Origin of the sequence: Bordetella sp., assembly GCF_051960075.1 — a bacterium.
GTDB lineage: Bacteria > Pseudomonadota > Gammaproteobacteria > Burkholderiales > Burkholderiaceae_B > Bordetella.
The window spans coordinates 1-5707 of the sequence record NZ_JBQCER010000031.1; the positions used below are offsets into that span (position 1 = coordinate 1).

Annotated in this window: 5 protein-coding genes; 4 read left to right on the forward strand and 1 reads right to left on the reverse strand. The window is 63.3% G+C overall.

What is annotated here, in order from left to right:
- The 4 genes from ACTHJ1_RS04195 to ACTHJ1_RS04210 all read left to right on the forward strand — a co-directional run.
- A partial coding sequence (locus ACTHJ1_RS04195; RefSeq protein ID WP_440188151.1) for a branched-chain amino acid ABC transporter permease occupies positions 1-758 on the forward strand: 758 nt, incomplete at its 5' end.
- Entirely contained in the window at positions 748-1455 is a 708-nt protein-coding gene (locus ACTHJ1_RS04200; RefSeq protein WP_440188153.1) for an ABC transporter ATP-binding protein, read from the forward strand. The genes ACTHJ1_RS04195 and ACTHJ1_RS04200, both read left to right, overlap by 11 nt.
- Positions 1452-2159 carry an ABC transporter ATP-binding protein gene (locus tag ACTHJ1_RS04205; RefSeq protein WP_440188156.1) on the forward strand — a complete coding sequence of 236 codons (708 nt, stop codon included), beginning with the start codon at positions 1452-1454 and terminating at the stop codon, positions 2157-2159. The genes ACTHJ1_RS04200 and ACTHJ1_RS04205 overlap by 4 nt, the downstream gene beginning before the upstream one ends.
- Positions 2160-2546: 387 nt before the next feature.
- Entirely contained in the window at positions 2547-4301 is a 1755-nt protein-coding gene (locus tag ACTHJ1_RS04210; protein ID WP_440188159.1) for a putative bifunctional diguanylate cyclase/phosphodiesterase, read from the forward strand.
- Between the two features lie 13 nt (positions 4302-4314).
- Here the strand turns inward: ACTHJ1_RS04210 and ACTHJ1_RS04215 are convergent, their stop codons facing one another.
- Positions 4315-5436: a 3-deoxy-7-phosphoheptulonate synthase gene (locus tag ACTHJ1_RS04215; protein ID WP_440188162.1), complete on the reverse strand. Its 1122-nt coding sequence runs from the start codon at positions 5434-5436 to the stop codon at positions 4315-4317.
- Positions 5437-5707 lie beyond the last annotated feature (271 nt).

Sequence of the window (5707 nt, forward strand, 5' to 3'; positions counted from 1 at the left end):
TGCCCTTCGGCTATGTGGGATTCTTCGGCAGCGGCGCCTATGCGACCTCGCTGCTGGTACTGCATACCCATCTGCCGGTGCTGGCCTGCGTGGCAGGAGGCGGCCTAGCGGCCGCGCTGATCGGCGTCATACTCGGGCCGCTGCTGCGCTTGTCGGGCGCCTATTTTTCGATCGCCAACCTCGCGGCGTCGCAGATCCTCTTCTTCGTCGTCTCCAACCCGGATCTGGCCAACGTCACGGGCGGCCCTTACGGGCTGAAGATCGAGCAGGTCTACGATCCCACGGCAAGCTATTACTGCATGCTCGTCGTGCTGCTCGTCGCGTGCGGTCTGGCCGCCTACTTTCGCTCGTCGGGCTTCGGCATGGCACTGCGCGCGATCAAGCAGGATCCGGTCAGCGCCGCCATGGCGGGCCTGAATGTGGTGCGCCACCGCCTGGTCGCCTGGCTGGTTTCGGCCCTGATCGCAGGTCTGGCAGGCGGCGTCTACGCCTGGGGCATCTCGGTGTTCTATCCAGATGCGGTGTTCACGCTGGACTTCTCGGTGTTCGCCATCGTGTTCGCGCTCTTCGGCGGTGTCGGCACCGTGATCGGTCCCATCGTGGGCGCCTCGCTTCTTTACACACTCTACTCGGCAATCGGCATCTCCACGCCGCAATACTTCCAGCTCATCTACGGCGGCCTCATCGTGCTGCTCGTGCTGTTCCTGCCGGGTGGCCTCCTGTCTCTGCTGCAACGCCGGGGGATCAATGTCTTCTGAACTGCTACGTCTGGCCGGAGTCCATAAGCACTTCGGCGCGCAGATCGTCCTGAACGATGTCAACTTTACGGTGTCGCCCGGCGAGATCGTCGGGCTCGTCGGCCCGAACGGCTCGGGCAAGACGACCACCATCAACGTGATCTCGGGCCTGCTGCAGGCCGACGAGGGCGAGGTCGACTTTCAAGGACACAAGATCAATCGCCTGCCCATGCACCAGCGCTCGCGGCTGGGCATCAACCGCACTTTCCAGGTACCCAAGGTGTTCCGGGACATGACCGCGCGCGAGAACATCGAGGTGGCCGCGCGCGCCGCGCGTCTTCCCGATTCCGAGATCGATCCGATCCTGCACGACATCGGCCTGACGGAGGTGGCATCGCGCCAGGCCGGTTCGCTCACCGTGAACCAGCAGAAACTGCTGGACCTGGGCCGCGCGCTGGCGACCCGGCCCAAGCTGCTGCTCGTCGACGAGATCGGCGCGGGCCTGAGCCCCGCCGAGCTGAACGTAATCGCCGATCTGCTGCAAAAGCTGTCGGCGCGCGGCATCGCGATGATCGTGGTCGAGCATCTGCTCGAGTTTCTCAACCGCATCACCGAGCGCGTGATCGTGCTGGGCGCGGGACGCATGCTGTTCGAAGGGCCGCTTTCGGCCGCCTCGCGCGACCCGGAAGTGATCGCGGCATTTATTGGAGCGGCATGATGTCGGCATCCCTGAAAATCGAAGGCGTCGAGGCCGGCTACGGCGCGATGCAAGTGCTCTGGGGCGTCGACATGCAGGTCGAGCCGGGGCAGACGGTGCTGCTGCTGGGTGCGAACAGTGCGGGCAAGACCACCTTGCTGCGCACGCTGATCGGCCTTCTGCCCTGCCGGGGCGGCCAGATTCTGCTCGACGGCGAACGCATCGACACGCTGCGCCCCGACCAGCGCATCAAGCGCGGCATCGCGTTCATGTCGGAACTGGGTGTGTTTCCCACGCTGTCGATCGACGAGAACATCGCGCTGGGCGGCTATTTCATGCCCGAGGCCAAGATACGCCAACGCAAGGAGGCGCTCTTCGAGCTGTTTCCCGCGTTGGCGTCCAAGCGGCGCGCCGCCGCGGCCAGCCTGTCCGGCGGGCAGCGCAAGATGCTGGGCATCGCCAAAGTGCTGATCTCCGAGCCGCGGCTACTGCTGATGGACGAACCCTCGTCGGGGCTCGCGCCGGTCTTCGTGAAAAACGTGATCGATGCGCTGCGCGCGACCATCGGCGATGGCACCTCGCTCTTGATCGCCGAGCAAAACATCGCGTTCCTGGATCTGGCCGACCGGGGATATCTGCTGGACCACGGCAAGGTGCGGATTTCGGGCACGCGTGCCGAGCTCGAAGCCAGCGACGCGGTGCGCGAGACTTACTTCGGGCTTTGACCGTCGTACTGCGAAAGATCCCGGGGCGTCGACGAATCGGCGCCCCGTTGGATGCGCGCCGGACCACCGGGCTTTGTCGCAAATAAGCCCCAATATGTTCGAAATTACAAATTAGAAAAAGACAGGACGAAAAACTCGACGATAATGCCTGGCTTTTCCGGAAATTCGGGCATTCAAATCGCTCGGAATTTTTAGTTTCGCTTCATTAAATCAAGAAGTTAGACACTCCCGCCCGTCGCCTTCGAGCTTGCGGGAACCAAAGCGGCCGTCAGAGCCCGAATCAATACAGCAAGGAGACAACTCATGCCCGGAACCCCTCTTCCGGCGTCATGCATTTCCCGTTGTTCTCGCATAAAGCGGCCCTGAGGCCGACCAGGCAGACGAACGATGGAAACGAATTCGACGAACTCGCTCCCGCAGACGAAACACGATAGCTCGGCGCTGCTCGAAGCCGTCGTTGGCGCGTTGCCGGTGGGTGTTTCGGTGCAGGATAGCGAGGGCCGCTTGCTGGTGCTCAATGAGCAGGCCGCTCTGGCCATCGGCGACAGGATCACGCATCTGCGCGGCCAAATACCGTTTGGCGTGCGTCAGGCCGGCCCCGAACAGATCGCGCAGCGGCGCGAGCGTTTCATGAAGCGGCTGGGCGGCAGCGAAACCTGGCTGCACGAACGCATCGTCATGATCGAGGACAAGCCGCACACCTTGCTCGTAACCGGCTGGCCCGTCGAAGTCGGCGAGGAAAGAATGCTGGTGTCCACAAGTATCGACATCACCGAACGCAAGCGCTTCGAGGAGGAACTCAAGTTCCTGGCCTTCCATGATCAGTTGACCGGCCTGCCGAACCGGACCCTGATCCAGAAGCGTGTGGATGCCGCGATGCGGGACCGCGCCGATGGCGACATGTTCGCGCTGGCGTTCATCGATCTGGACAACTTCAAAAGCATCAACGACTACTACGGCCACATGATAGGCGACGAGCTGCTGCGCGCGGTGGCCAGGCGCATTGCTGGCCAGACGCGCCCTTGCGATACGCTGGCCAGAATCAGCGGCGACGAGTTTCTGCTGCTCATCGATCCGCTCGAGGCGCCGGAACAGCTGCCGCGCCTGATGGAGCGCATTACCGGCGCGATGAAGGAGCCGTTTCTCATCGAGGGGCACGAATTGCTGACGTCGGCGACCATCGGCGCCAGCATATTTCCGCTGCACGGCCAGACCTACGATACCTTGCAACGCTGTGCGGACAGCGCCATGTATCACGCAAAGTCCATTCGCAAAGGGTCGGCATGCTGCTTCGACTTGGCGATGAACGACGCGATGATCGCCCGCATGAGCATGGAGCAGCGCCTGCGCACGGCCGTACGCGGCAGGCATTTTCGTACCTATCTGCAACCCAAGGTTTCGATCGGATTAGGCAAGATCATCGGTTTCGAGGCGCTGGTGCGCTGGATCGAAGACGATACCGAAGTGATGGGTCCGGGCGGTTTCATCGCGTTGGCGACCGAGCTCGGCCTCATCGACGCCATCACCCATTTCGTGCTGAACGACGTAGCCGATTGCCTGCCGCAGTTTCGGCGCTGCTTCGGCGAGGACATTTCGATCAGCATCAATATCGCGGCCCGGCAAGCCAGCGACGTCTCGTTCATGGCCTCACTGACCGATTGTCTGCAAGCCGAAGGCCTCAACACCTCGATCATTCTGGAGCTGACCGAAGACGCGCTCGTCACAGAGCGCTTCCAGAATCAGGTCCTGCCGCGCCTGCGCGAGATGGGCGTGCGGGTCTCGATCGACGACTTCGGCACGGGATTTTCGTCGCTCTCCACGCTGGCAGACATCACCGCCGACGAAATCAAGGTCGACCGCACCTTCATTTCGTCGATCCACGAACGGCCCCGCAGCCAGGGCATACTCAAGGCCATCGAGTCGCTATGCCAGGCACTCAAGATCGAGGTGGTCGCCGAGGGCGTAGAAACGGAAGAGGAGCTGAACTATCTCGAGGAGCACACCTCGATCCAGCTCGTTCAAGGTTATTACTTCGGCAAGCCGCAGCGCATCGAGTCGCTGCTCGAGACCTTCGAGTCCGTCGGCGACGGCATGAAATCTCTTTCTTTGGAAGCTTTTCTCGCCGCGATCATGAGCGCCTGACCGGCGGTGCGATTCAGCGCACAACCCGCCGCGCGCGCACCGCTTCGGCCAGCGTGCGCAGCACGGGCTCGGTCTGCGCCCACGAGATGCAGGCATCGGTGATGGAGATGCCGTGCTTGAGGGGCACGCCGGGCTTCTGATCCTGACGGCCTTCTTCGAGATGGCTTTCGATCATGACGCCCATGATGCGCGCTTCGCCGCCGGAGATCTGTTGCGCCAGATCGGCCGCGACGTCGATCTGGCGCTGATGCGATTTGTTCGAATTGGCATGCGAGCAATCGACCATCACCTGCTCGGGCAGACCGAGCCTGCGCAGCGCCTCGCAGGTCGCCTCGATGGATGCTGCGTCGTAGTTCGGCCCCTTCTTGCCGCCGCGCAGGATGACGTGAGCGGACTCGTTGCCGCGCGTCTCGAAGATGGCGGCCATGCCCATCTTGGTCATGCCCATGAAGGCGTGGCTGGCTCGCGCAGCGACGATCGCGTCGGCCGCCACCTGCACGCCGCCGTCGGTGCCGTTCTTGAAACCGATCGGACACGACAGGCCCGAGGCGAGCTGGCGATGGCTCTGGCTCTCGGTGGTGCGCGCGCCGATCGCGCCCCAGGAGATCAGGTCGGCGATGAATTGCGGGCTCAACAGATCGAGAAATTCGGTGCCGACAGGCAAGCCCAGCTCGCCGATTTCCAGCAGCAGCGTACGCGCACGGCGCAGACCCTCGTTGATGCGAAAGCTGCCGTCCAGCCTCGGATCGTTGATGTAGCCCTTCCAGCCCACGGTGGTGCGCGGCTTTTCGAAATACACGCGCATCACGATCAGCAGATCTTGCGAGAGTGCATCGGCCGCGGTTTTCAGGTGTCGGGCATATTCGATGGCCTGGTCGTGATCATGGATCGAGCAGGGTCCGACGACGACGACGAGCCGGTCGTCGCGCCCGCGCAGCACATCGGCGATGGCCGCGCGGCTGTCTTCGACCAGCGACTGGATGCCTTGGGTGACCGGAAGTTCGTCGAGCAGAAGCGCGGGAGAGATCAGCGGACGCACCGCGCCGATGCGCGTGTCGTCGATCCGGGTGGTGTCCTGGGTGGAGTCGGCGGCGCCGACCTCCTGGTCACGCGCGGGGTAGTCGATGCGGTTCAAGATGGTCTCCGGCTTGCGGTATTGCTAGGTAAGTCGGTCATTATTGCATTGTCGGCGGGTAGCCTTGGCGGATGCGGCTGAGCGGAGACGCTGTTCTATTTCTTAAGCCGTCGGTCGGGTTGCGCAGGCGCCGGGGCTTTGCGGCCTGGTCGGCTGACGCGGCCCCTGGACGGGGCCTCGACCTTCGTCTTCCTCGTCCGGGCGGGCCGGGCGCGAACTCGCTCCGCTGCGCTGCGCTCAGACAGCGCGCCCGGAAAGCCCCCGCCCTCCC